Source organism: Glutamicibacter sp. B1, assembly GCF_039602135.1.
Taxonomy (GTDB): domain Bacteria; phylum Actinomycetota; class Actinomycetes; order Actinomycetales; family Micrococcaceae; genus Glutamicibacter; species Glutamicibacter ectropisis.
In genome coordinates, this window is sequence record NZ_CP125942.1 from 862,686 (window position 1) to 886,288 (window position 23,603).

Annotated in this window: 23 protein-coding genes; 13 read left to right on the plus strand and 10 right to left on the minus strand. The window is 56.8% G+C overall.

Annotated features, from left to right (window positions below; genetic code table 11):
- Positions 1-4 precede the first annotated feature (4 nt).
- The 3 genes from QMQ05_RS03960 to QMQ05_RS03970 form a co-directional block, all read right to left on the minus strand.
- Positions 5-676 (minus strand): TetR/AcrR family transcriptional regulator, encoded by a 672-nt coding sequence (locus QMQ05_RS03960; RefSeq protein ID WP_345473188.1) that lies wholly within the window; start codon positions 674-676, stop codon positions 5-7.
- Between the two features lie 120 nt (positions 677-796).
- Positions 797-2,173 (minus strand): dicarboxylate/amino acid:cation symporter, encoded by a 1,377-nt coding sequence (locus tag QMQ05_RS03965; protein ID WP_345473190.1) that lies wholly within the window; start codon positions 2,171-2,173, stop codon positions 797-799.
- A gap of 254 nt (positions 2,174-2,427) precedes the next feature.
- The gene (locus tag QMQ05_RS03970; RefSeq protein ID WP_345473192.1) at positions 2,428-2,907 is read right to left on the minus strand and encodes a DUF2975 domain-containing protein; all 480 of its coding nucleotides are present in this window, start codon (positions 2,905-2,907) and stop codon (positions 2,428-2,430) included.
- 179 nt (positions 2,908-3,086) lie between these two features.
- Between QMQ05_RS03970 and QMQ05_RS03975 the strand changes: the two genes are divergently transcribed.
- A complete protein-coding gene (locus QMQ05_RS03975) occupies positions 3,087-3,476 on the plus strand; it encodes a VOC family protein (protein ID WP_345474624.1) in 390 nt (129 codons plus the stop codon).
- A gap of 57 nt (positions 3,477-3,533) precedes the next feature.
- On the opposite strand, the gene QMQ05_RS03980 is transcribed toward QMQ05_RS03975, so the two are convergent.
- From QMQ05_RS03980 to QMQ05_RS03990, 3 genes are all read right to left on the minus strand, one after another.
- Positions 3,534-5,201: a DUF885 domain-containing protein gene (locus QMQ05_RS03980; protein ID WP_345473194.1), complete on the minus strand. Its 1,668-nt coding sequence runs from the start codon at positions 5,199-5,201 to the stop codon at positions 3,534-3,536.
- A gap of 303 nt (positions 5,202-5,504) precedes the next feature.
- Entirely contained in the window at positions 5,505-5,726 is a 222-nt protein-coding gene (locus QMQ05_RS03985) for an acyl-CoA carboxylase subunit epsilon (protein ID WP_345473196.1), read from the minus strand.
- Between the two features lie 49 nt (positions 5,727-5,775).
- On the minus strand, positions 5,776-7,386 hold the full coding sequence (locus QMQ05_RS03990; RefSeq protein WP_345473198.1) for an acyl-CoA carboxylase subunit beta: 1,611 nt from the start codon (positions 7,384-7,386) through the stop codon (positions 5,776-5,778).
- Positions 7,387-7,581: 195 nt separating this feature from the next.
- On the opposite strand from QMQ05_RS03990, the gene QMQ05_RS03995 reads away from it, so the two are divergent.
- The 7 genes from QMQ05_RS03995 to QMQ05_RS04025 all read left to right on the plus strand — a co-directional run bounded on the left by QMQ05_RS03995 (position 7,582) and on the right by QMQ05_RS04025 (position 15,284).
- A complete protein-coding gene (locus QMQ05_RS03995; RefSeq protein ID WP_345473200.1) occupies positions 7,582-8,439 on the plus strand; it encodes an SDR family oxidoreductase in 858 nt (285 codons plus the stop codon).
- Between the two features lie 51 nt (positions 8,440-8,490).
- Complete coding sequence (locus QMQ05_RS04000) at positions 8,491-9,357, plus strand: biotin--[acetyl-CoA-carboxylase] ligase (RefSeq protein ID WP_345473202.1); 867 nt, start codon at positions 8,491-8,493, stop codon at positions 9,355-9,357.
- Between the two features lie 85 nt (positions 9,358-9,442).
- Positions 9,443-9,991 carry a hypothetical protein gene (locus QMQ05_RS04005; protein WP_345473204.1) on the plus strand — a complete coding sequence of 183 codons (549 nt, stop codon included), beginning with the start codon at positions 9,443-9,445 and terminating at the stop codon, positions 9,989-9,991.
- Positions 9,988-11,199, plus strand: coding sequence for an adenylate/guanylate cyclase domain-containing protein (locus QMQ05_RS04010; RefSeq protein WP_345473206.1), 1,212 nt, complete (start codon positions 9,988-9,990; stop codon positions 11,197-11,199). The genes QMQ05_RS04005 and QMQ05_RS04010 overlap by 4 nt, the downstream gene beginning before the upstream one ends.
- A complete protein-coding gene (locus QMQ05_RS04015) occupies positions 11,199-12,155 on the plus strand; it encodes a PP2C family protein-serine/threonine phosphatase (protein WP_345473208.1) in 957 nt (318 codons plus the stop codon). The genes QMQ05_RS04010 and QMQ05_RS04015 overlap by 1 nt, the downstream gene beginning before the upstream one ends.
- 18 nt (positions 12,156-12,173) lie before the next feature.
- Positions 12,174-14,480, plus strand: a complete 2,307-nt coding sequence (gene ligA / locus QMQ05_RS04020; RefSeq protein WP_434063190.1) for an NAD-dependent DNA ligase LigA — start codon at positions 12,174-12,176, stop codon at positions 14,478-14,480.
- A gap of 3 nt (positions 14,481-14,483) precedes the next feature.
- Positions 14,484-15,284 carry an inositol monophosphatase family protein gene (locus QMQ05_RS04025; RefSeq protein ID WP_334122454.1) on the plus strand — a complete coding sequence of 267 codons (801 nt, stop codon included), beginning with the start codon at positions 14,484-14,486 and terminating at the stop codon, positions 15,282-15,284.
- On the opposite strand, the gene QMQ05_RS04030 is transcribed toward QMQ05_RS04025, so the two are convergent.
- Genes QMQ05_RS04030 through QMQ05_RS04045 form a run of 4 tightly spaced genes read right to left on the minus strand, consistent with a single transcriptional unit; the run spans position 15,281 to position 18,403 of the window.
- Positions 15,281-15,892 (minus strand): hypothetical protein, encoded by a 612-nt coding sequence (locus QMQ05_RS04030; protein ID WP_345473213.1) that lies wholly within the window; start codon positions 15,890-15,892, stop codon positions 15,281-15,283. The genes QMQ05_RS04025 and QMQ05_RS04030 overlap by 4 nt on opposite strands.
- A gap of 19 nt (positions 15,893-15,911) precedes the next feature.
- Positions 15,912-16,364: an SRPBCC family protein gene (locus QMQ05_RS04035; RefSeq protein ID WP_345473215.1), complete on the minus strand. Its 453-nt coding sequence runs from the start codon at positions 16,362-16,364 to the stop codon at positions 15,912-15,914.
- 38 nt (positions 16,365-16,402) lie between these two features.
- Positions 16,403-17,209, minus strand: a complete 807-nt coding sequence (gene nagB, locus QMQ05_RS04040) for a glucosamine-6-phosphate deaminase (RefSeq protein ID WP_345473217.1) — start codon at positions 17,207-17,209, stop codon at positions 16,403-16,405.
- Positions 17,210-17,266: 57 nt separating this feature from the next.
- On the minus strand, positions 17,267-18,403 hold the full coding sequence (locus QMQ05_RS04045; protein WP_345473219.1) for an ROK family transcriptional regulator: 1,137 nt from the start codon (positions 18,401-18,403) through the stop codon (positions 17,267-17,269).
- A gap of 134 nt (positions 18,404-18,537) precedes the next feature.
- Between QMQ05_RS04045 and QMQ05_RS04050 the strand changes: the two genes are divergently transcribed.
- The 5 genes from QMQ05_RS04050 (at position 18,538) to gatA (ending at position 23,603) form a co-directional block, all read left to right on the plus strand.
- On the plus strand, positions 18,538-19,068 hold the full coding sequence (locus tag QMQ05_RS04050) for a GNAT family N-acetyltransferase (RefSeq protein WP_345473221.1): 531 nt from the start codon (positions 18,538-18,540) through the stop codon (positions 19,066-19,068).
- A 105-nt stretch (positions 19,069-19,173) separates the two neighbouring features.
- Entirely contained in the window at positions 19,174-21,087 is a 1,914-nt protein-coding gene (locus QMQ05_RS04055; RefSeq protein WP_345473223.1) for a penicillin-binding transpeptidase domain-containing protein, read from the plus strand.
- A 38-nt stretch (positions 21,088-21,125) separates the two neighbouring features.
- Entirely contained in the window at positions 21,126-21,677 is a 552-nt protein-coding gene (locus QMQ05_RS04060; RefSeq protein ID WP_345473225.1) for a maltokinase N-terminal cap-like domain-containing protein, read from the plus strand.
- Between the two features lie 86 nt (positions 21,678-21,763).
- Entirely contained in the window at positions 21,764-22,060 is a 297-nt protein-coding gene (gatC, locus tag QMQ05_RS04065) for an Asp-tRNA(Asn)/Glu-tRNA(Gln) amidotransferase subunit GatC (protein ID WP_022875011.1), read from the plus strand.
- A 4-nt stretch (positions 22,061-22,064) separates the two neighbouring features.
- The gene (gene gatA / locus QMQ05_RS04070) at positions 22,065-23,603 is read left to right on the plus strand and encodes an Asp-tRNA(Asn)/Glu-tRNA(Gln) amidotransferase subunit GatA (RefSeq protein WP_345473229.1); all 1,539 of its coding nucleotides are present in this window, start codon (positions 22,065-22,067) and stop codon (positions 23,601-23,603) included.

Genomic DNA, 23,603 nt, shown 5'->3' on the forward strand with positions numbered 1-23,603 from the left:
GAGCTTAGAGGTCCTTCGAGGTGCTAGTACTGTTTAGCGAAAAGTGGGTGATGCCTTGTTCCAGAGTCTGCATTGCATTGGTGACCAGCGTATGGAACGTGGCGATGAGCTCTGGTGTAATGTCCGTGCTCTGTTTTTGATCAGCGGGGATGTGTTCAAGCCATTCATCAAATGCGGCTTGGCCAGCGCCTAAGAGTGCGTGAGTTAGAACTCGGATGGAAAAGCGGTCGGCGTTAGGGTAGCGGCGTCCGATCTTTTCGAGCACATCTGACGTCGCCTGCTGCCATTCATTGATGTTTGCCGTCATGCAGCCATTGGATTCATTCTCAGTGATATAGGCACCGAAGTGCGCCACTTGCCCTAATTGCGCTGCTACTTCGTCAGATTTTAGGCCTTGAATGATCGATTCAAGGAGCGGCAGTGAATCGACATCTTCTTCCATGGACTCGACCATCGTGTCCAAGACCTGATGAAGGGGATAGGAGTAGATGGCGTCCACGCTCGGGAAGTAATTGAACAATGTCCGTCGTGATATGCCTGCCGCATCGGCGATTTGATTAGCAGTGGGCGCCGAACCAGTGCCCTGGCGTAAAAGTTGCGCGACCGCGTCAACAATGGCCTGCTTAGTGGCCTGCTTGTTCTGTTCGCGACGTGTGCTGGTACCTAAAAATGTCACATATTTACACTACGTGCAAACTTGCACACTGTGCAAGTTGGGGGAATGTGGAATCCACTTAGTGGTTAAACAGGTGAGCGCCCCAGCATAATGCTCGGGCGCTCACCTGTTTGAACCTGGCTACTTTGCAGTGACTGGTTCTGTGGCGGTTTCTTCAGCGACAGACTCGTCAGCGAAGGGGTTGCCATTGCGCGGTGCGTTGTACATCTCCAGATCGAGGATGCCTTCACGCTTGGCAACAATGGCTGGAACCAATGCCTGACCGGCAACGTTCACGGCGGTGCGACCCATGTCGATGATCGGATCAACAGCCATCAACAGGCCGACACCAGCAAGTGGAAGACCAAGCGTGGAGAGCGTCAGGGTCAACATGACTACTGCACCGGTGGTGCCTGCGGTGGCTGCAGAACCGAGTACCGAAACGATAGCAATCAAGATGTAGTCGGTGAGGCTCAGATCAATGTTGAAGAACTGAGCGACGAAGACGGCAGCTACCGCAGGATAAATTGCTGCGCAACCATCCATCTTGGTGGTGGCGCCCAGGGGAACGGCGAACGAAGCATAGCCCGAAGGCACGCCGAGGTTTCGTTCGGTCACGCGCTGGGTCAATGGCAGGGTGCCGATGGATGAGCGGGATACGAAGCCGAGCTGTACTGCTGGCCAAACTCCTGAGAAGTACTGCTTGATCGACAGTCCGTGGCTACGGACCAAGACCGGATACAGACCGAAAAGAACCAGAGCTAGACCAATGTAGATCGCCACCGTGAACTTGCCCAGTGCGCCGATGGTGTCCCAACCGTAAGTTGCCACGGCATTACCGATCAGGCCCACAGTACCGATAGGAGCTACACGAATAATCCACCATAGGACCTTTTGGATAATCGCCAATGCTGAGGCGGAGAAATCCAAGAATGGTTCAGCAGCTTTGCCAACCTTCAGGGCTGCGACGCCGACGGCAATAGCAACTACGAGGATCTGCAATACGTTGAAGCTCACCGAGGTCGTTGCCGAGCCATCGCTTACGGAAGTGCTCGCACCAAGTCCAAGGAAGTTGGATGGAATGAGCCCGGTCAAGAAACCGAGCCAGTCGCCAGTCTTACCGTCATAGCCCGCAGGTGCTTCCTGCCCCGTGTTTGCTCCGGGCTGGAATACGACACCTAGGATCATGCCAATGGTTACCGAGACCAGGGCGGTGATGCCAAACCACAGCAAGGTCTGCCATGCGAGTCGAGCTGCGTTGGTGACCCTCGACAGGTTAGCGATGGAAGCGACCACTGCAAAGAAGATCAGCGGGATAACCGCGGTGCGCAGCAGTGAAACGTAGCTGGAACCGATGATCGACAAGGCTCGTCCAAGACCATTTGGTTCGTCGGCGGTGCTGCCAGTGTATTTAGCTACGAGTCCCAAGATGAGACCGGCGATCAGGGCAGCAATGATCTGCGGCCCGAAGCTGGTCATCCAGCGGGGGAGTTTTGATGACGGTGCGACGTTTGACATGCATTCAAGGCTAGGGGGATTTTCACTGAGGAATGCAGTCAATGTTACGTCGTGTGACAAATATGTGGGGATTGTGTTTTAGGCCACCGAATTTCGACGGGTTGAGTCTAAATATCAGTGATATTCAGCAAAGAATTGTCACAGGAGCTCACATCCAATACGCGCGGATTGCCAGTGAATAACTCTCCGTTTTAGTACTCAAGTGGATTCTGGATCATATCTATGGCTTGCGTCCTGCGACTCGATGTTCGCAGTTAAAGCGATGCCGATAGCTGTCTGTTCATGGTGATTGCCGAGTTAAGAAGTTGTCGCATGACTTTCATGAGTAATGCTAAGCCAGCCGGTATGACGACACCTCCTGCAACTGCCAGCAGAACTCCCGGGCCACCAACGTTCACGATAACCAACAAATGGAAGCCCAAAGCGAGAACCAGGAAACCAGCGATTACGCAGGCGCTAATGAACGTATCAATCCATGGCAACGCGTTAGGGGAGAAGATTTCTTGATGCTCGACCTTGTTGAGCAGGGCCCAGATGGTGACCAGGCAGATTTGCAGGCAAAGGATCCCGAGAATGACCACCCATTTGTAGGGTGTTGCTAGCTGTGCGACTTCCGGATATTGCGTGAGGACCTCGCTGATAAACAGTGGAAGTACAAAAAGCTGAACGAGTACAGAGCCGCAGAAGATTATAGCTAACGTGATGCGCAATAGCGTGGTGGTAAAACTTGTCATAGATCGATTATCAATCAGTATCTATCGTTAATCAATAGGTTACGTGCTTGAGTCGCTAAGGATCTATTTTTGTTTGGATCTTGACCCGTATCGGTGATGTGGAAGAGTTAGCAAGGTGCCTGAATCCTTGAGCTGCTCGCACATATTTGAACGCCAATTATCTTGAAGGGCCGCTATCAATGCGTATTTACATCACCAGTGTTTTTGTCTCTGATCAGAACAAAGCCAAAGATTTCTACACCAAGGTTCTAGGTTTCAAAGTTAAGAACGACGTTCCCGTCGGTGAATTTAGTTGGTTGACACTTGTTTCATCAGAAGACGAGAACGGAACGGAATTGCTACTTGAACCGGCGGCGCACCGAGCGGTGGGACCGTATCGTGAAGCGCTGAAAGCAGATGGAATCCCAGCTGCGTCATTCGCCGTAGATGATGTTCAAGCTGAGTATGAACGACTGACTGGCCTTGGGGTGAAATTCACTCAGGACCCTACTGATGCTGGTCCGGTGACTGTTGCAACCTTTGACGATACGTGTGGCAATCTGATTCAGATTTCCAGCTATCAACGATAAGTAGCTGGGTCATCCCTAGGATGCCCAGCTACTCATTCTGACTCTTTTAGCGTTTACCTATTTAAGCAGTGCGCGCTTGAGAGTATCGAGGCCAACGGAACCCAGCTGCAAAGCCTTGGTATGGAAGTCTTTCAATGAGAACGCTTCGCCTTCAGCAGCTGCGTATTCATCTCGGATTTGTTCCCACAGCCGCTGGCCAATCTTGTACGAAGGTGCCTGACCTGGCCAGCCAAGGTAACGGTTGTATTCGAAGTCCAACTGTCCCTTCGAGAGGTCCAGATTCCGTTCCAGGAATTCATAACCCTTCTCGGCATCCCACGTGCCCTTACCCCACTGAGGTGGTACCGGCAGTCCAAGATGCACGCCGATGTCGAAGACAACACGAGCGGCGCGTAGACGTTGCGCATCAAGCATGCCCATATAGTCGCCGGGGTCATCGAGGTATCCGAGCTGGTGCATGAGTCTTTCTGAATACAGTGCCCAGCCTTCACCCTGACCCGAGACCCAGCACATCAGCCGGCGCCAGCTATTGAGGGTTGACGCCTGAAGGTGTGCCGTTCCAATCTGCAGGTGATGTCCGGGAACACCCTCGTGATACACGGTGGTTAACTCGGCCCAAGTGGTGAACTGATCCTCACCCGGCGGTACTGACCACCACATGCGACCGGGACGGCTGAAGTCTTCAGATGGTCCGGTGTAGTACACCCCGCCATCCTGAGTGGGAGCAATCATGCACTCAATACGGTCCATGGGTGCAGGGATATCAAAGTGCTTGCCTGACAAGTCAGCGATGGCCTGATCGGCTTTACCCTGCATCCACTCGCGTAAAGCCTCGGTGCCGTTGAGCTTTCGAGCGGGATCTGCATTGAGGACGCGTTTTGCCTCCTCAATGGTTGATCCCGGCTTGATTAGTTGCGCGACCCGTTGCTGTTCAGCGATGATCGCGTCGAGCTGTTCAACTCCCCACGCGTAAGTTTCTTCTAGATCGATGCTTGCGCCCAAGAAGCGGCGGGACATCAACGAATAGTATTCACGACCCACGGCATCCTGTTCTGGCGCTTGGGGCAGTAGCTCAGTTTCCAAGTAGCCAGCTAGGCGACGGTAAGCAAGCTTCGAGTCTTCGGCGCCACGTTCTAGGCGTTGGCTCAAAGTGGAATCAACGGCGCTGCCTGAAGTGGCCAGTTGGTCGAAGAAGCCGCCGTCTTTGGCGTAGTCCGTGCACTGGCCCGCAACAATTCGAACCTGGCGTTTGGCAGGGAACATCGAGTTAGCTGCTGAATCACGCAAAGATGCTATATATCCATCGATGGCAGCGGGCAGATTTTCGAGACGCTGCGCAATGAAAGCGAAATCATCGGCACTTTCTTGTGGCATCAAGTCGATGATGGAGCGGATTTCTTGAGCTGGGCTGGCAATGTTATTTAATTCAGTGCGCCCGGTGAAGAGAATTTCCAATTCCAAACTCAGGCGTTCGGTCATCGCATCGAGTGTCACTTCGTCGATGGCGTCAACGGTGTTGGTGTTAGCCAGCGCGCTGAGGGTGTGACGTAAGAGGCTGATTTGTCCCGTGGTGCCAGTGGGGGAGTAATCGCCATAGGCGGATTCGTAGCCGGGTAGGCCCAGCTCGACGCCCCATTCCGGGGTGAGCTCAAGGCTTTTGTTGTAAAACTCTTCGGCGATTTTGTCGATCGCTGAAGGTTCGCGGTGCGGTGCGGAGGATGTCATGTAGCTAAGAGTAGTTGATATGAAAGATTTGTTGAAGAGTTTACGGGAGAACGTCAAACCTGAATATCTAGCCTGCGCTAAATCTGAAATTCTCCCCGGCTTGGCGGCCTGGGCAAGCGGTCGTCGGACTCCGGCACGTGAAGTGTTGGGCTTTCCTGAATGCTACTTTTCATTCCGAGCTCGCCCAGGGTCAGCGAGCTGGTGCGGGAGCGCATAGTTTAATAAGCAAAAAGTGACGGCTTGTTGTCCCCGCGGAGGGGAGAGCAAGCCGTCACTTCGTGGTGGTTATTTCAACAAGGTGCCTTAGCGGCGCCCGATGGTCCAGCCGAGACGTGGGGTCAGGGCACGACGCTTGCGCAGGCGAGCCACGCGCTTCTTGGCCGGGGCATTCTCTTCGGGCTGCTGGGCAGGGGAGTTGCTCATGGCGCAGAGCAGAGCGGTGACTGCTGCCAGTTCCTCGGCGCTGGGATTGCCCTTAGTCACGCGGATCTGTGGTGCGATAGGCGTCTGGATCTCTTGTTCCATTAGCTTTGCTCCTTGATGAGTGCTCGATGAGACGGGGTGCAGTGGATGCTTATAGCGGGATGTTGCCGTGCTTCTTTGGAGGCAGTACGGCATGCTTTTCACGCAGTGCACGCAATCCACGGACCAGCTGCACGCGGGTATCGCTCGGGGCGACCACCGCGTCCACGTAACCAAGCTCGGCTGCCTGGTATGGGTTGAGCAATTCAGCCTCGTAGTCGTCGATGATCTGCTTGCGACGGGCCTCGACGTCTCCACCTTCAGCTTCCACGGCAGCTAGGTCGCGACGGTAAAGGATGTTCACTGCACCTTGCGCACCCATTACGCCGATCTGCGCAGTAGGCCAAGCCAAGTTCAAATCAGCACCAAGCTTCTTGGACCCCATCACGATGTACGCTCCACCGTAAGCCTTTCGGGTGATCACGGTCAGCTTGGGCACGGTGGCCTCGGCGTAAGCGTAGAGCAGCTTGGCGCCACGACGGATGATGCCCTGGAATTCCTGGTCCTTGCCGGGCAGGAAGCCGGGGACATCCACAAAGGTGAGGATAGGAATATTAAAGGCGTCGCAGTTGCGCACAAAGCGGGCTGCCTTTTCGGAGGCAGCGATATCCAAGGTGCCAGCAAACTGCATTGGCTGGTTAGCAACGATACCTACGGTCCGGCCCTCAACGCGGGCGTAGCCGATCATGACATTCGGTGCGTACAGCGACTGCATTTCAAAGAAGTGTGCGTCATCAACCACGGACTCGATGACCTTGCGCATGTCATAAGGCTGGTTAGCGGAGTCTGGAATCAGGGTATCCAATGCCAGATCTTCCTCGGTGATTTCCAACTCTTCATCGAACTCGGCGATCAAAGGGTCCGAAAGATTGGAGGATGGCAGGAAGTCCAGCAGTTCCTTGCAGAACTCCACTGCGTCTTCTTCGTCGCTGGCCAAGTAGGTGGCGGTACCGGTGTTCGCGTTATGCTGACGCGCTCCACCGAGGGCTTCCATGTCAATTTCTTCGCCCGTGACGGTCTTGATGACGTCTGGTCCGGTGATGAACATGTGACTGGTCTTATCGACCATGATGACGTAGTCGGTCAGCGCAGGGGAGTAGGCGGCGCCACCAGCAGAAGGGCCCATGATCAGGGAGATCTGCGGAACAACACCTGAGGCGTGAACGTTGTTGCGGAAGATATCGGCGAACATGGCCAAAGAAGCGACGCCTTCCTGGATGCGGGCGCCACCGCCGTCCAAGATGCCAACCACTGGGCAACCATTGCGCAGTGCAAATTCTTGAACCTTGACGATCTTTTCGCCGTTAACCTGCGAGAGGGAACCACCATAGACGGTGAAGTCCTGGGAGTAGACGGCGACGAGGCGACCATCAACGGTGCCGTAGCCGGAGACAAGGCCGTCACCCATCGGCTTCTTCTTTTCCATGCCGAAAGCGGTGGAACGGTGAACAGCTAAGGCATCAAATTCTACAAAGGAGTCCTCGTCCATGAGCATCTCGATGCGCTCACGGGCGGTATGCTTTCCGCGGGAGTGCTGCTTTTCGATTGCTGCCTGGCCACTGGGTGCTTCGGAGAGCTTCTGGCGACGGCGGAATTCAGCAAGCTTTCCGGCGGTGGTGGACAGGTCGATTGCTTCGTCTGCCTCGGTTCTGCCCTGCGTCATGCCTTCGACTCCCTCGAGTTGTCTTGAATGTGTAGGAATGGCACAAGAAAAATGCCATCTAGGTCAGTCTAGCTGGGGAAACAGGACTTCTGGTTGTAGGAAACTTACAAATTGGGCAGACATCCAGTGCGTCGCTCGCCAGAATAAGTTACTGAACAGTAGCTTAGTTGAAAAACTTCGCGTAACCTAGATCACATGACTAGTGAACCCCGCACCGAACTCGCCCCAGTCTCGGCGAGCCTCAAGAATCGCACCATCTTGATGAGCGGCGGCAGCCGCGGCATCGGATTGGCCATCGCCAAGGCCGCAGGAGCCCTTGGAGCCAATATCGTCCTACTTTCCAAAACCGCCGACCCACACCCCAGCCTCGAAGGCACCATTCACACCGCCGTGGAAGAAATTAACCAGGCAGGTGGCCGTGGCCTAGCGGTCGTCGGGGACGTACGCATCGACGAAGATGTACAGCGCGCCGTCGCTGAGGCGGTGGCCACCTTTGGCGGCATCGACATCGTGGTGAACAACGCCTCGGCCATTAACCTCGCCAAAACCGAGCAAGTAGATATGAAACGCTATGACTTGATGCAAGACATCAACGTACGCGGAACATTCCTGCTCTCTAAAACTGCCCTGCCACATCTACGTGCCTCGCAGCATGCGCATATTCTTACCCTCTCACCACCGCTGAACCTCGACCCACGCTGGGCAGGGGAGCACTTGGCGTACACCATGGCCAAGTACGGCATGTCGATGACCACCCTTGGGCTAGCAGAAGAACTCAAGGATGAAGGCGTCGGCGTGAACTCGCTGTGGCCAGAAACCCTGATTGATACTGCCGCGATCCGTAACCTGCCCGGTGGGCAGAAAATGATCCAGGGAGCCCGCGATGCCCAGATCGTTGCCGACGCCGCGATGGCGATCCTCAGCAGTGATCCCAAAAACCTCAGCGGCAACTTCTTTACCGATGCACAGGTGCTGACATTGGCAGGCGAGACGGATTTGGAGAAGTACACACTGAATCCAGAGGTGCCTCTAGTTGAAGACATTTTCCTGTAAAGACTAGTTCGCGGCGGTAGAACAGTGCGGCGGTGTCATAGGGTTCTAGATATGGACACTTCTCATGGCACCGCCCGCGCCGCCATTGACCGCACCCGTTTTGCTCAGCTCACCGAGCACCTGCCACTCGGGACGGTGGAGTTTCGAGACAGCTCCGGGTCAACTAACACGGAGCTAGCCGAACTAGCCACCCAAGGCAGCGCCGGGCACCTGAGCGTGTTCTATACGGAGCATCAACAGGCCGGAAAGGGCCGACTCGGCAGAGCTTGGGTGACACCCCTTGGCTCATCGATCACCGTCAGCGTACTGATGGTTCCCGACGACAGTCTGAGTGTTGAAGCCCTGTCTTGGTACACCATGTTGGCTGCCCTGGCCTGGAGCCGAGCAGCAGAACGCGTAGCCCAAGTCCCAGTACGTATTAAGTGGCCCAATGATTTGTTGGCCGGCGAGTTCAAGATCTGCGGCATCTTGGCCCAAATGGTACCGGTCGGCTCAGGCTTCGGCGTCGTGGTCGGCACCGGAATGAACGTCGACCAAAGCCGTGACGAGCTTCCCGTTGCCACCGCCACCTCACTACGGGTAGCCAGCTCCCGCACCATCGATCGCACCGAATTACTCGCCGAGTACCTCAAAGAATTGGTGAACCTCGACCGCTCATTCCGCCAGGTCTCCGGTGCAGTACAAATGCCTCTGCCGGGATTTGATGGTCAATCGCTGCGTGACATGGTCAGCGAGAAACTAGCGACCTTGGGCCAAGAAGTCCGGGTGGAATTCCCCGACGGATCAACCCTAGAAGCAACCGCCGTGGATCTGGCCGATGACGGCGCCTTAGTTTTGCAGGACCCAATGGGCCAACGCAGACAAGTGCTGGCTGGGGATGTGCACCACGTGCGGCGCGCCGACGGAAAGTATGCCTAACCGGCATCGTGCCTAGCGCCGGGACTATTATTGAATATGCAGAGCGAAGATCTGTATCCAGATGGGAGGGGCGAGGACCTAAACGATGAAGCTGCCGCTACATGAACGGGAACGAGTGATTATCAAATCTCGTGAGCACTCCCGAGTACTGCGACAGCCGATCGGTGCCTTCCTCATCCTCACCGCGCTGTGCACCTTCAGCATTGGTTACCTCTCCCGCGATGATCTCTCCGACTGGTTGGCCAATAACGCAGATGTATGGATGATCGTGACGCTGGTGCTCTGGGCGGTCCTGGTAATAATCTGGAGCATTGTTCCTTGGGTGCGTTGGATGCGCTCTTTGATCGTGCTGACCAACGAACGGATCATGTTTCGGTCGACCTACAGTCAAGGGCAACTGCAATCTGTAGGATTATTTACGGTTCGTGACCTCGTCGCCTACGCTAAGCAAAACAATGTGCTCACGCGTGCCGGAACCTTGGACATCGTCATGAACCAAGGATTTGTGAGAATTGCGCACGTTCCATCCGTCCCGTATTTCCGATCGCTGGCCATGGAAGCAATGACGAACTTGCGCAGCAACCACAGTGTGGCGCACACCGAAACGAACAGCAGTGAGGAGATGGGCTCATGAGCACCGAGCACGGCAATTCATCCCGGGCCGACTCCCCACAGTCCGCCGCGCAGGCCGCCCGTGATGCCCGCGAGCATCCAGCACTCGAAAGCCTTGACGAAGCCGATCCCATCCTCGAGCTTGCCCAAGCCATGGAAGGCCCCCTGCAGATTCCCGCCCGCACCCCTGATGCGGTGCGCGACAATGTCGCCGAGCTGGAGCACCGACTGATCGGTGGGCAGCGTGAATTCCGTCGCCGTGAAGTCGCTGCCGAGGCAGGGATCTCCCTGCACTCTGCCCGCAAACTCTGGCGTGCCATCGGCTTCCCAGAGCTCAGCGACGACGAGGTGTTCTTCACCAAAGCGGACAAAGCCGCCCTGGGCACCATGGTGGGCATGGTGCGTGAAGGCAAGCTCACCGAAGAAACCGCGATCTCCTTGATGCGCTCGGTCGGGCAAATGACCGACCGCATGGTGGTCTGGCAAATCGAAGCGTTGGTCGAAGACATGATCGCCAACCAGAACATGTCCGATCGCCAAGCCCGCCGCCAACTCTTTGGCATGCTGCCAGAGATCATTCCGGCCATTGAAGACCTCCTGATCTATTCTTGGCGCCGCCAGCTGAATTCGGCCGTGCACCGTATGGCACTTCGTGTTGAGACCGGTGTCGCTGCCTATAAACAGGACAGTCCCGAAGCCGACGGCGGTACCCCCTTGCCCCTGGCTCGCGCGGTGGGCTTCGCAGATTTGGTCTCCTACACCTCACTCTCACGCCGCATGAACGAACGCACCCTGGCCCAGCTGGTGCAACGCTTCGAAGCCAAATGCGCCGAAATCATTTCCGTGGGTGGCGGACGACTGGTGAAAACCATTGGTGATGAGGTGCTCTACGTGGCAGAAACCCCACAGGCCGGGGCACAGATTGCGCTATCGCTCTCACGCGAATTGGCCAAGGATGAACTGTTCCCACAAACCCGTGGTGCAGTGGTCTGGGGCCGGGTATTGTCCCGACTCGGAGACATCTACGGGCCGACGGTCAACATGGCAGCTCGGCTGACTTCGCTGGCGGAACCCGGAGCGGTGCTCACCGATGCGTTGACCGCAAATACTTTGCGCAACGATGCGCGCTTTGTCCTCACGGCCCAAGAGATCACGGCAGTGCGCGGCTTCGGCGACATCCAACCTTATGAACTCTCGCCCGGCGAGGGAGCAGGACTGGTGATTGACTAATGACTGACGAACCCACACCTGTACCATTCACCCTCGCCGCAGCCGGAATGACGGACGTGGGCCTGAAGCGTACCGAAAACCAAGACCGTATCTTGATGCATGACATCGTCTATGCGGTCGCCGATGGCATGGGCGGGCATGAAGCCGGGGAAGTTGCCAGCCAGCTGGCAGTTGAAACCATGCAAGAAATCTGCACTTTCGCCAATAAAACCTCGGTGCGCAAGCTACCCACCGCGGCTGAAGTCCAACGTCAGGTTCAATTAGCCGATGACCGGATCCGTGAAGCCCTAGAAGCTCGTGGCGGAACGACACTGTGTGCGCTTTTGCAGATCAAGGCTCCCGATCAGGGCCGGGACAACGTCACTGCCCCGATCACCGCGGTACCACCGTGGACCTCCAGTTTTGCCGTGAAGGTCAACACCGACGTGATCTCGAAGGTCACTCCGGAAATGTTGGCTGAGCACCGTGAGTCAACTACCCCAAGTACCGCACCCCTGCCGGTGCTCAACGAAGAAATACCTAACTTATTACTCGTGAACGTGGGGGACTCGCGCGGCTATCGCCTGCGTGATGGCGCCCTACAACAGCTGACTCGGGACCACTCAGCGGTCCAAGAGATGGTGGATGCCGGACAAATCACCGAAGCCGAGGCCCGCAACCACCCGCATCGCAACCTGATCACCCGAGCCTTGGGAGCTGGGGCAGCAAGCCACCCCGATCTCACCGTGTTACAACCACGTGTTGGTGACCGCTACCTGCTTTGCAGTGATGGACTATCCGGTGAGCTCACCGAGGACATCCTGCAAACCATTTTGGTGAACTTCAAAGACCGTACCGAAGCCGTTCGGGTCTTGACCGGTGCTGCTTTGGAAGCCGGTGGACGAGACAATATTGCGGTGATCGTGATTGACGTATTGGCCGCTGAAAGCCCGTTGCCAGAGGCAGCAGAGAACTAAGCTTTCAAGTCTGCGATTCTGTCGGTTGGATGGGGCACAATTGGATACGTGAGTGAAAATGCCGTAACCCCAGTTGAGACCACTAATGCTCCGCCGGAAGCAGACAAGGCCCGCTATGATCAGCTGGTCGAACAGATCCGCAGTCACCGCGACGCGTACTACCAAGAAGACGCACCGCTGATTTCCGACGTGGAATATGATGCGCTGTTCCATGAGCTGCAGCGCCTCGAGGCACAATATCCCATTTTGGCCGGACAGGATTCGCCCACCCAAGAGGTCGGTGGCGAAGTTTCGGCAGCCTTCGCCTCGGTCACTCATGCGAGCCGCATGTACTCGCTGGAAGACGTTTTTTCACTCGACGAGCTGAACGCGTGGCTTGAAAGAGCACAAGTTAATGCTCAACGCTTACACCCACAAACCCCGGTCAAATGGTTGTGCGAAGTCAAAATTGATGGCCTTGCACTGAACCTGACCTACCGTGAGGGCAAATTGGTGCGCGCGGCCACCCGAGGCGATGGCACCACCGGTGAAGATGTCACCCACAATGCCCTGACCATTAGCGATATTCCGCAAGAGCTCTCCGGGTCGGGTTGGCCTGCAGAATTTGAGGTTCGTGGTGAAGTGTTCATCGCCACCGATGACTTCAACGCTTATAACGAGACGCTCATTGCTCAAGGTAAGGCACCGTTAGCCAACCCGCGCAATGCCGCCGCTGGAAGCCTTCGCCAAAAGGATCCCGAACAAACGGCTAAGCGCCCCTTGCGGATGTTTGTCCACGGCTTAGGTCGTAGCCGTGACTTCGAAATGACCGAGCAGTCAGAAGCCTATGAGCTGATGCGCGACTGGGGTCTACCTGTTTCTCCCTACGGTCGAGTCGTTGACACGATCGCAGAAGCCAAAGATTACATTGCCGAACACGGCGAAAAGCGCCACGATCTGATCCACGATATCGACGGCATCGTCATCAAGGTCAACGATCTGGCGACCCAAGAACAACTAGGTTATACCTCCCGTGTCCCGCGCTGGGCCGTGGCCTACAAGTACCCACCCGAAGAAGTTCACACCAAGCTGTTGGACATTCAGGTTCAGGTGGGCCGCACCGGACGCGTGACTCCTTTCGGAGTGATGGAACCGGTACTGGTTGCTGGCTCAACCGTTGCGCGAGCAACCTTGCACAACCAAGAAGTGGTCAAGGCGAAGAACGTCAAAATTGGCGACACCATTATCCTGCGTAAGGCAGGGGACGTGATCCCAGAGATCGTTGGCCCGGTCCTGCCCCTGCGTGAAGGCAACACCGAGCTGCGTGATTTTGTCATGCCTACCGAATGTCCCTCCTGTGGCCAACCACTGGCGCCGGCCAAGGAAGGCGACGTAGATATTCGCTGCCTGAATGCCGAATCCTGCCCAGCCCAGCTGACCGAACGCGTCGCGTACCTAGGCGGCCGTAGCGCACTGGATATTGAAGCCTTGGGCTATGAAGCTGCGGCCGCGTTGACCAGCGGCCCCGGCGAAGACCCCGCCACCCAAGGGGGAGTGATCCTTCCGGCAGGCCCGGGTCCACTGCATAATGAGTCCCAGCTCTTCAACCTCAAGGACAAGCTCGAAGAGCTCGGAGAGGTTAAAGTTTGGCGCGAAAAACGCGTCAAGGGTGAAGGTACCGGAAAGTTCGAACTGGTCCCTTACTTCTACTCCAAGGCCACCGCTAAAAAGCCTTCTGCGCCAACCCGTAGCACCCTCAAACTGCTCGACGAGCTAGAAAAGGCGAAGGACAACCCACTGTGGCGTGTACTGGTGGCCCTGTCCATCCGCCATGTTGGCCCCAACGCTTCGCGTGCAATCGCCACCCGTTATGGCTCCATGGATGCGCTGCTGGAGGTTCTTGATTCCGGTAGCGCCGTGGCAGAGCTGAGCGAAATTGATTCCGTCGGATCGATCATCGCTGAAGCTTTGGTGGACTGGTTCAAGGTTGATTGGCATCGTGAGATTGTCTCCGCCTGGCAGGCCGCTGGTGTGAAGATGAAAGATGAGCAAGACGAGAACATCACGAAAAATCTCGAAAACCTTGCCATCGTTGTCACCGGAACGTTGGAGAATTACTCACGAGATACCGCCAAGGAAGCCATTATCGTGCGCGGCGGAAAAGCCACCGGAAGCGTTTCGAAGAAAACAGACTTCCTTGTCGCCGGCGAATCTGCCGGATCAAAACTGGACAAAGCACAATCACTGGGAGTGCCAGTACTTGATGAAGCTGGCTTCGGGGTGCTCTTAGACCAAGGACCAGACGCCGCACGCGAGGTTGCCCTCGCCGCACCTACGGAAGGCTAATACATGGACAAGGCAATCAGTCACGACCCATTGGTGATGGTGGCACGACGCGCCGCCGCTGCTGGGGCCGAAATTCTTGCTCGACGCGACGAATCGCAGTTTAACCTCAGTGATAAGTCCGCCGCCGGCGACTGGGTCACCGATTTTGATCGTGCTTCGGAAGAAGCCATCCGAGCTACCATCTTGACCTCGCGTCCCAGCGATGAATTGACCGGGGAAGAATTTCCTAGCGCGAAACCAGCTCACCCGAGCGGGGTGCGTTGGAGCATCGACCCACTGGACGGTACAACGAACTTCGTACGCAACATTGCCTACTACTGTTCTTCGGTAGGTGCTTGCCAACTCGAAGAAGACGGCACCGAAACCTGGGTAGCTGCCGCGATCGTTGCCCCGGCCCTACAGGTGGAATATTTTGCGGGCAAGGCCTTGGGCGCGTGGAAACATGATTTGCGTACCGGAAAGATGACTCAGCTGACCGGCCCCACGCCATCAGAAGCCAAAATTCTTGGCACCGGATTTGGCTACGATGCCCAGCGTCGCCAGTTTCAAGCCCGCGTGTTAGAGGGCATGCTTGAGGACTACGTTAATGTTCGGCGTATCGGCTCTGCTGCGTTGGATCTGTGCCTGGTCGCTGAAGGTGCCTTGGATGCCTATGCCGAATACGGAACGCAAGAGTATGACTGGGCAGCCGGCGCACTGATTGCCGAAGAAGCTGGATGCCTGGTTGGCCGTCCCACAACCAACCCTGGGTGGCAGTATGCCGGTCTCGTGGATACCGCTAAGTTGAGCGAACCGGACAACTAATTCAGTACCAGCGCCATGGCCTCATGCGCGTAGTGGATAGCTATGCCAACCATGACACCGCCACACACCTGTGTGGCGGTGTGCTGGAAGCTACGAATACGGGACCAGGAAAGCACCGCAATAAAAAACACCACCCATGGCATTAGCGTCGTGTTCTGCCCGGCAACCTGCAAAATAACGTAGGTACCAACGGCCATGTGCACCGAGACTTTCCACCAGAAGTTGATGATGCCAACCACCAACAGTCCCAAGAGTATGCAATAAACTTCGCGGAAAATCCCCGCACTGGCGTCCATCAGCCACAGAACAAATAAGCCACCGATGATCAGTGCAGCGGTCATCGCGTAGATACGGTGGCGCTGGTGGCGCACCGTTACGTGGAGGTCACTGACCTTGCCCCTTAACTTAGCCACCGCAAGTAATATCCAGGGGATGATGGTGGTGAAGAGTGCTGCCACCATGGACTCTGCCCAGCTAATGGAAGCATCACGTAGCGGCGAGAGTACTAGCAACAGGGTCGCCACGATAATGGGCGAGAGTACATGCGAGACACCCAGAGCTAGTCGTTGCACGGGCGAAGATTCGGTTGCGGAAGAAATAACCATCATGAGTGTCCAGAAGTCCTGCTTAGAGTGCTGAAGTGTTCACCAGATACGTATTGCGCATCCGGATCAGGCGCGGCATGTACCAGCTAAGCACCAATCGTTCGGCCAACCAACCGAGAGGACCGAAGGGCGCTTCAAAATGGATCTTGTCCACCATCAGCGTGCCATGCTCATGGCCAAAGAATTCGTGAACATGGTGAAACTTCTTAAACGGACCGCGTACCTGCTGGTCGGTGAATGAGTGAAAAGCATCTAACTCACTGATTTCAGAGGTCAACCGAAAAGGTATACCAAAATGCTTCGCACGCCAGGTCACCTGTTCTCCAAGAGAAATCTGACCGCTGGTGACCCCAGCGATGGCTTGTTCAGCAGAACGAGCCATCGATCCGGTGTGGGCATCAATGCTTAGTGATTTCTCGAAGAGTTCTCGCCGAGGCAACTGCGCTTTAGTAAAACACTCAAAATAGACGGCCATGCGCTCATTCTGTCATGGGAGCACAGGTCACCAGCGGATTACTGGACGCGTAGTTGCATATCGGAGAGCCCTGCGGCCGCATCATCGTAGTATTCGCGTAGTTTCAGTCCCGCCGCAGCCTCCTCATCCAAAACAAGGACGGCGTCTGGGTGTAATTGCAACACCGAAGCCGGGCAGGAGGCAGTTAGAGGTCCTTCAACGCAGGCTGTGACAGCCTCGGCCTTGCCCGCACCAGTCGCTACCAACACCAACCGGCCAGCTTCAAGAATGGTCCCCAGGCCCTGGGTGACGCAGTGGGTGGGAACGTGCTCGATGCCGTCAAAGAAACGGGCATTGTCCTGACGGGTTTTTGCTGCCAGGCGCTTGATTCGGGTGCGGCTGCGTAGGGCACTTCCTGGCTCATTAAAGCCGAGGTGACCATTGGACCCGATGCCCAGAATTTGAACGTGAATGCCACCGGCTGTCGCAATGGCCTGATCGTAGTCGCGCGCCGCAGCTTCAATGGCCTGAACCGAATCGGCGATTCCCTGCGGAGTATGCAGGTCCTGCTCAGGCAAGCCGATCACTTGGCACACCTCATTAATCAGTGTTTGCCGGTAGGAGAGTTCGTGAGTGTCGGGAATGCCGATGTACTCATCGAGGGCGAAGCCTTGGGCGCGAGAAAAATCTGCACGCCCTTCTTTCACTGCGCGGGCTAATTCGCCATAGAGACCTAGGGGAGAAGAACCGGTGGCTAGTCCTAGGACCGGGGTGGTGCCAGCGCCGTGGGCAACAAGTCCTTCAAGGACATTATCCGCGGCAATTTTCGCGACGTCTTGCGCGGTCTGAGCAATGAGTACTCGCATGATTTATACGTTCCGTTCTGCAGTTTTTTTGGGTTTTTGGGTGACAGGAGGCGTTGTTTACGAGATGCCGAGCTGTTGGAAGAGCACGTTGACCGCGGTGCCACGTAAGACCAGGTTTTCGGGATTCTCGCTGATATTCAGAGTGAAGTTATCGGCCATAGCTGTTGCCGTACGCTCTTTGAGCGCTTCTAATAACCAGTGGGCCATGTCGTGATGAACCACTTCCGGTTCTCCGGTGAAGAGAACATTACGAATGTCGAGCACTGAGATCAGTGGTGCGATGGCCGAGGCCAGGGCTGCCGCAGCTTGCTGTCCGGCTTGTTCCCGGGACAGGCCTTGGGCGATGGCTTGACGTATGGCCGGAACCGAAGCCCGAGCTTGCAGGCATCCGACGTTGCCGCATCTGCACGGTGTTTGATCTGTCAGGTCATAGCGCACATGCCCTAGTTCTCCGGCCGCAAAACCAGATCCGCGTACCAGCGTATTGTGCGTGATGACGCCACATCCCACACCGCGCCCGAGGCTGAGCAGGATCATATGCTCGCTACCGGCACCAAAGGTGTGCTCGGCCAGAATTGCGCAGTCGGCGTCGTTGAGCACGTGGGTGGGGATATTGGTGGCCACTTGGATGGTGGTGCGTAGGTCAAAATCTTGCCAATCGAACTTTTCGGCGTTGAGCACGATGCCTTGATCCGTGACGATCCCCGGGGTGCCAATGCCGATGCCCAGCACGGGGTCGGAGCAATTACTCAGCGCGAGGTCCAGCAGTTCCAGAAGCTGTTTGGTCGCCTGCTCACCGGTGGCTTCAGGGTTGTGCCCTGTGAGCGTGAAAGTTTCGATCAGGGTGCCGTCCAAGTCCATAATGGCGGCTTTGCTCGGCAGGATACCTGAGAGGTCCACGCCGATAATGCGCAGACCCGGACGGTTTAAATCGACTAGGGTGGCGGGTTTTCCCGGACGCTTGCCAACTTGTTGGCCAACTTCGATGACGTGGGAGCGGTGTAGAAGTTCAGCCACGAGTTCCGAAACTGTCACCCGCGTTAGTCCGGTGGCGCGGGAGAGTGCTGCGCGGGAGAGGGCGCCCTGGGTTAGTAGGGTTTGCAGCACCAGCGAGAGGTTATGTTCTCTGCCGTGGGAGGGGAGGATGGCGCTGCCATGTGATAGCAGGTTCCATTCTCGGTGCAGAGCAGTCATGAAGTTAGTTAACTCTACTAACAAACTTTTCTGCAAGCCCTACAACAAAAAACCTTCAAGGTTTCGGCACGCGTTCTCCGCTGCGCAACTATCACTATTGGATCTGACAAGGAATCTGGCACACTGGGAACATCATGAATCAGGCAGAGAATCTCACCTTCCGCACCGCAGAGCTTGTGATCGAATTGGCTACACCGGCGGACTATGAGCAGGTAGGAGAACTGACGGCGCAGTCATACTTTGCCGCGGGCCACTTTGAGAGTCCCGACGACGACTATCTGCAATTTGTTCGCAAGGTAGGGGAGCGTGCCGAGCAAACAGAGATCTACGTAGTGCGCAGGCAAGGAGCGATCGTCGGGTCGATGACCTTGATTCAGGTCGGTAGCGACTACGCCGATATTGCCCTGCCCGGCGAACTAGAAATCCGCATGCTCAGTGTTGACCCCACCGCCCAGCGCGGAGGCATCGGCCGAGCCATGATCACAGCCACCATCGAACGCGCTCGCCGACTTCCTGGCATCAGCGCCATCAGTTTGACCACCGGAAGCTCTTGGCACTCGGCCCGGGCACTGTATGAGTCGATGAATTTTGAGCATGTTGAACAGCGCGACTGGACCGTGCCCGGAACCGATATCAAACTCGTGGTCTACACACTGACGCTCTAAATCACGCTCACAAACCTCAACCCAAAAACCTTAATCTAGGAAATAAAGCGCGGTTGCCAAGGAAGTTTTTGCAAACTGTCCGTATGGCGTGAATAGAATGACGCTATGAGTGCCCTTCGCCGTTCTGCTGTTTCCCTCTCCGTTGCCGCCTTAGTCCTAGCTTCGCTGAGCGCCTGCAGCGCCAACACCCCGGATCCTGCTCCTTCCGCCGCGGATCTTGTCTCAGCGATCAACTCGGGGGACTTCAGCACCATTCAATTCGCCAGCTCCGATGCCGCAGCTGCAGCGAAAACCCAGGAAACAGCTTTTGGTCCCATGGGCGAGGTGAAGCACACCAGCACCGTGAGCTCCGTGGCCAAGGATGAAGAAGAAACCGACGGTGTTAAAACCGCTACGGCCGACATCACCACCGTATGGGATCTTGATGATTCAGATAACGACCTGAGCTACACCACCAAGGCCGTTTGGGAATTCGATCAGGACTCCGAGGCCTGGAAACTGCGTTTTGACCCCACGGTTCTTGCCCCGGATCTTGAAGCCGACGGTTACCTTAAGGCAAGTAATCAGGTCGCTGAGCGAGGCAGTATCACCGCCGCCGGCGGCGAAAAAATCGTCACCAACCGCCCGGTAATTCGTGTAGGCATCGACAAGACCCACACCGAAGAAGCCAACTGGGAAGAATCAGCGACCAAGCTGGCCAAACTGGTGGACATCGATGAAGACCAGTACGTCAAAACCGTGCTCGCCGCCGGGGACAAAGCCTGGGTCCAGGCCATCGTCTTACGCGATGATTCCAGCCGCGACGTCACCGACGCTGAAATCAACGAGATTCCAGGCGCCACCTTCCAAGAAGATGAAATCCCACTGGCACCCACCCGGTCCTTCGCCCGACCACTACTGGGAACCGTGGGTGAAGCCACCGAAGAAATCATCAAGAAATCCGATGGCAAGATCAAGAGCGGCGATCAGGTCGGCATGTCGGGATTGCAGGCCTCCTACAACGACACTCTCTCCGGAACCGACGGCATCACGGTGTCTCGCTACAACAAGGACGATGAGTCCCAGGCCGAGCTGTTTACCGCCGAACCGGTGGACGGCAAGGACGTGGAAACCACCCTCGACATGGACCTGCAACAAACCGCTGATGAACTGATCGAAGATGCTGACTCCAACTCGGCCATCGTCGCGATCCGTCCCTCAGATGGCAGCGTGCTGGCGGCTTCCTCGGGTCCCGTCTCCTCAGGGCTGAACACCGCTTTGCAGGGTTCCTATGCACCAGGTTCTTCCTTCAAGGTCATCAGCGCCCTGTCTATGCTCCGCGAAGGTTCCACCCCCACTTCGAAAGTCCAGTGCCCGGCCAGCACCGTGGTTGATGGCAAAACCTTCAAGAACTACGACGGATACCCAGCAGCGAAGCTTGGCACCATTGCACTTTCGGAAGCCATCGCCCAGTCCTGCAACACCGTCTTTGTGAACCAAGGATCAGAAATCGGTGGCAAGAAGCTCGCCGAAGCTGCTGCCGCCCTAGGGTTGACCGGTGAAGATGGCACCGGCGTCGGTGCCGTTCTCGGTTCGGTTCCTGATGATTCGGAAGGAACCACCCAGGCGGCAAACATGATTGGTCAAGGCGTGGTGGAAGCGTCCCCCTTGGGCATGGCCACCGTGGTTGCCTCGGTCCAAGCCAAATCCACCGTGCAACCCAAGCTGGTGGTTTCCCCGGAGCCCAAAGAACCGGCAAAGCCAGCCTCTGAACTGACCGAAAAAGAAGCTGAAGACCTCGCCACGATGATGGGTGAAGTGATCGATCACGGAACCCTCAAGGATCTGAATACCCTTTCGGGATCGAAGATTATTGGCAAGAGCGGCACCGCAGAATATGACAGCGAACGCAATGCGCACGCCTGGGCCATCGTCGCCCAAGGTGATATCGCTGTGGCGGCCTTTGTTGAAGATGGCGAGGGCGGGGCACAGAGCGCAGGACCACTGGTCAAGGCAATGCTTGAGGCCGCAGCCAAGTAGGGCTTGTGCGTCAATGGCACAATTGACAGACTAAGCTCATGGGAATTGTCTACAACACCAGTATGTCGCCAAGCAAGGACGAATTGGTTTCTGGCTGGCTGCCCCAGCAGGACTTTTATACCGGTCAAGGCACCCCAAAGCTTCAGCACATCGGAGGCTTCCGGCTCGAAGACCCGCAGGGGAAGGTCGGGGTGGAACTGCGCATCTATGCCGATCATTCGGACACCTCCGACGTGGTGTACCACGTGCCGCTGAGCTACCGTGAGGCTCCCTTGCACGGCGGTGAAAAGTACCTGATCGGTACCAGCGAGCATGCCATCTTGGGTGAACGCTACATTTACGATGCTGCAGGAGACCCGGTCTTTAGAGCCCAAGCCCGCGAATTACTGGCTGGCAAGGCCACAGCCCAGCACCATTCGCAGTCCTTCACCGACGATCCGCGCATCAAAGTCAAGGGCCAGGTGTCTGACAAAGAGGCGGTCATCATCCGTAAACCGGTTTCCGGGGCGTCCAACGCCAACGGGGTCATCGGCTACTGGGAAAACGCGCTGGGCCAAGAACTGACCGGTTTGGTATTGCGCACAGCATAACTACTGCGCCACATAAAGGTCTGCTGGCAGGCGTGCAAGGGATAGACTTATCTATGAAACCCAACCGCCATTGATTAGGGAGATACATGTCTGCCATCAGCCGTGAGGACGTTGTGCATCTGGCACACCTAGCCCACATCGAGATGAGCGGCGCAGAGCTGGACAAAATGACCGGTGAACTCGACGCTATCGTCGGTGCCATCGCGTCCGTCAGCGAAGTCGCCTCCTCCGACGTCCCAGCCACCAGCCACCCAATTCCGCTGACCAATGTGTTGCGCGAAGATACGGTGGGGCAGACGCTGAGCATTGACGAAGTACTGCTCAACGCCCCAGATTCGGATTCGGACCGCTTTAAGGTCCCAGCAATTCTGGACGGTGAATAATTTCATGAACGAACTCATTAAGCTTTCCGGCGCCGAACTGGCCGCCAAGCTCCGTGCCGGTGAAGTAACCAGCGTGCAGGCAGTCCAGGCACACCTGGACCGCATTGCCGAAGTTGATGGCGCACTGAACGCCTTCTTGCACGTGAACGCCGAAGAAGCACTGGCCGTAGCCGCAGAAGTTGACGCGATTCGTGCCGCCGGTGGCGCCGAGGCCGAAGCACTGCACCCACTGGCCGGTGTGCCGATTGCCATCAAGGACCTGATCGTCACCAAGGGTCAGCCAACCACCGCAGCATCCAAGATGCTCGAAGGCTGGATGAGCCCCTACGACGCCACCGTGATCGAGAAGATCCGTGCTGCCAAGCTGCCAATGCTGGGCAAGACCAACCTGGACGAGTTCGCCATGGGTTCCTCCACCGAGCACTCCGCCTACGGCGTGACCCGCAACCCGTGGGACCTGAACCGCATTCCGGGCGGTTCCGGCGGCGGCTCGGCCGCAGCCGTGGCCTCCTTCGAGGCACCGCTGGCCCTGGGCACCGACACCGGCGGCTCCATCCGCCAGCCAGGCGCCGTCACCGGCACCGTGGGCGTGAAGCCGACCTACGGTGCTGTCTCGCGCTACGGCGCGATCGCCATGGCCTCCTCGCTGGACCAGATCGGTCCGGTCTCCCGTACCGTGCTGGACTCGGCCTACCTGCAGGAACTGATCGGCGGGCACGATCCGAAGGATTCCACCTCATTGCCTAAGGACCTTGAAGGTCTGGTTGCTGCCGCTGAGGCTGGCGCCACCGGTGACCTGTCAGGTCTGCGCGTTGGTGTCATCAAGGAGCTGCAGGGCGAGGGCTACCAGGAGGGTGTTCAGGCACGCTTCAACGAGTCCCTGGAACTGCTCAAGGCTGCTGGGGCTGAAATCGTTGAGGTTTCCTGCCCGAACTTCAAGTACGCGCTGGGCGCCTACTACCTGATCATGCCTTCGGAAGTTTCCTCCAACCTGGCCAAGTTCGACGGCGTGCGTTACGGCAACCGCGTGCTTCCAGAAGAGGGTCCACTGACCATCGAGCGCGTCATGGCTGCCACCCGTGCCGCCGGCTTCGGTGATGAGGTTAAGCGCCGCATCATCTTGGGTACCTACGCACTGTCCGCAGGCTACTACGACGCCTACTACGGTTCGGCGCAGAAGGTCCGCACCCTGATCCAGCGCGACTTCGACGCCGCGTTCGAGCAGGCCGACGTGCTCGTTTCCCCTACGGCACCCACCGTAGCTTTCGAGCTGGGCGCGAACGACAACGACCCACTGGCCATGTACCTCAACGACGTGGCCACCATCCCGGCTAACCTCGCGGGTATCCCAGGCATCACCGTGCCTGGTGGTCTGAGCGAGAACCTGCCGGTAGGTATCCAGTTCTTGGCTCCGGCCTTCGAGGACGCCCGCCTGTACCGTGCCGGTGCAGCACTGGAAACCCTGTTGGAAAAGCAATGGGGCCAGTCGCTGATCTCGCAGGCACCAGCCATTGACACCGCTTCGATCGCGCAGGAGGCCTAA

Bases quoted from the DNA above. Each gene is read 5' to 3' on its own strand.
- QMQ05_RS03965 (WP_345473190.1), bottom strand. From the start codon at position 2,173: ATGTCAAACGTCGCACCGTCATCAAAACTCCCCCGCTGGATGACCAGC.
- QMQ05_RS03970 (WP_345473192.1), bottom strand. From the start codon at position 2,907: ATGACAAGTTTTACCACCACGCTATTGCGCATCACGTTAGCTATAATC.
- QMQ05_RS03975 (WP_345474624.1), top strand. From the start codon at position 3,087: ATGCGTATTTACATCACCAGTGTTTTTGTCTCTGATCAGAACAAAGCC.
- QMQ05_RS03980 (WP_345473194.1), bottom strand. From the start codon at position 5,201: ATGACATCCTCCGCACCGCACCGCGAACCTTCAGCGATCGACAAAATC.
- QMQ05_RS03985 (WP_345473196.1), bottom strand. From the start codon at position 5,726: ATGGAACAAGAGATCCAGACGCCTATCGCACCACAGATCCGCGTGACT.
- QMQ05_RS03990 (WP_345473198.1), bottom strand. From the start codon at position 7,386: ATGACGCAGGGCAGAACCGAGGCAGACGAAGCAATCGACCTGTCCACC.
- QMQ05_RS03995 (WP_345473200.1), top strand. From the start codon at position 7,582: ATGACTAGTGAACCCCGCACCGAACTCGCCCCAGTCTCGGCGAGCCTC.
- QMQ05_RS04000 (WP_345473202.1), top strand. From the start codon at position 8,491: ATGGACACTTCTCATGGCACCGCCCGCGCCGCCATTGACCGCACCCGT.
- QMQ05_RS04005 (WP_345473204.1), top strand. From the start codon at position 9,443: ATGAAGCTGCCGCTACATGAACGGGAACGAGTGATTATCAAATCTCGT.
- QMQ05_RS04010 (WP_345473206.1), top strand. From the start codon at position 9,988: ATGAGCACCGAGCACGGCAATTCATCCCGGGCCGACTCCCCACAGTCC.
- QMQ05_RS04015 (WP_345473208.1), top strand. From the start codon at position 11,199: ATGACTGACGAACCCACACCTGTACCATTCACCCTCGCCGCAGCCGGA.
- QMQ05_RS04025 (WP_334122454.1), top strand. From the start codon at position 14,484: ATGGACAAGGCAATCAGTCACGACCCATTGGTGATGGTGGCACGACGC.
- QMQ05_RS04030 (WP_345473213.1), bottom strand. From the start codon at position 15,892: ATGATGGTTATTTCTTCCGCAACCGAATCTTCGCCCGTGCAACGACTA.
- QMQ05_RS04035 (WP_345473215.1), bottom strand. From the start codon at position 16,364: ATGGCCGTCTATTTTGAGTGTTTTACTAAAGCGCAGTTGCCTCGGCGA.
- nagB (WP_345473217.1), bottom strand. From the start codon at position 17,209: ATGCGAGTACTCATTGCTCAGACCGCGCAAGACGTCGCGAAAATTGCC.
- QMQ05_RS04045 (WP_345473219.1), bottom strand. From the start codon at position 18,403: ATGACTGCTCTGCACCGAGAATGGAACCTGCTATCACATGGCAGCGCC.
- QMQ05_RS04050 (WP_345473221.1), top strand. From the start codon at position 18,538: ATGAATCAGGCAGAGAATCTCACCTTCCGCACCGCAGAGCTTGTGATC.
- QMQ05_RS04055 (WP_345473223.1), top strand. From the start codon at position 19,174: ATGAGTGCCCTTCGCCGTTCTGCTGTTTCCCTCTCCGTTGCCGCCTTA.
- QMQ05_RS04060 (WP_345473225.1), top strand. From the start codon at position 21,126: ATGGGAATTGTCTACAACACCAGTATGTCGCCAAGCAAGGACGAATTG.
- gatC (WP_022875011.1), top strand. From the start codon at position 21,764: ATGTCTGCCATCAGCCGTGAGGACGTTGTGCATCTGGCACACCTAGCC.
- gatA (WP_345473229.1), top strand. From the start codon at position 22,065: ATGAACGAACTCATTAAGCTTTCCGGCGCCGAACTGGCCGCCAAGCTC.